This window comes from Pseudomonas sp. 30_B, assembly GCF_017491605.1.
Taxonomy (GTDB): domain Bacteria; phylum Pseudomonadota; class Gammaproteobacteria; order Pseudomonadales; family Pseudomonadaceae; genus Pseudomonas.
This window is the reverse complement of record NZ_JAFGYY010000072.1, coordinates 1-815: the sequence shown is the minus strand read 5'-3', so window position 1 is coordinate 815 and position 815 is coordinate 1. Positions and strand designations below refer to the sequence as shown.

Annotated in this window: 1 protein-coding gene; it reads left to right on the top strand. The window is 57.7% G+C overall.

Going from position 1 to position 815, the window contains the following annotated elements; all coding sequences use genetic code 11:
• The coding region (locus J5M67_RS27255; RefSeq protein ID WP_207888520.1) for a dehydrogenase at positions 1-815 on the top strand (815 nt) is incomplete at both ends.

The window sequence follows — 815 nt, the reverse complement described above, 5'->3', positions numbered from 1 at the left end:
GTGGAAAAGCATCAGCTCATTTCCGAGCCGCTGGAGCTGAACGGTACGCTGAACCTGCATAAGGCGGTGTACAACCACATGATTCGGAACTACAACCATGGCAAGCCGATCGCGCTCGAGCTGAGTACATTCTGTGACGCTCCCGCGGGTTCCGGGTTGGGTTCGTCGTCGACGCTGGTCGTCGTGATGATCAAGGCGTTTGTCGAGTTGCTGAATCTGCCGCTGGACGACTACGCCATCGCGCAGCTGGCTTATCGGATCGAGCGCGTCGATTGCGGGCTGGCCGGGGGACGTCAGGACCAATATTCGGCGACGTTCGGGGGCTTCAATTTCATGGAGTTCTATGAGGAAGAACGGACGATCGTGAATCCGTTGCGAATCAAGAACTGGGTTCTTTGTGAGCTCGAGGCCTCGCTGGTCCTTTTTTACACGGCCGTGTCTCGCGAGTCGGCCAAGATCATTCAGGACCAGAGCGACAACGTGGTGTCGCACCAGACCGCGGCAATCGAGGCGATGGACGGTATCAAGCGCGAGGCGCTGGTCATGAAAGAGGCTTTGCTGAAGGGCGATTTCAAGGCCTTTGTCGCTTCGATGCGCCTTGGTTGGGACAACAAGAAGAATTCGGCGCGAACTGTTTCCAACGCGCATATCGACGAGATCTACGACGCGGCGATCCGCGCCGGTGCGCAGGCCGGAAAGGTTTCGGGTGCGGGCGGCGGCGGTTTCATGCTGTTTTTCGTACCCACCGAGAAGCGCATGGATCTGATCAGGACGCTTGGCGAATACGACGGACAAGTTAGCAACTGCCACTTTAC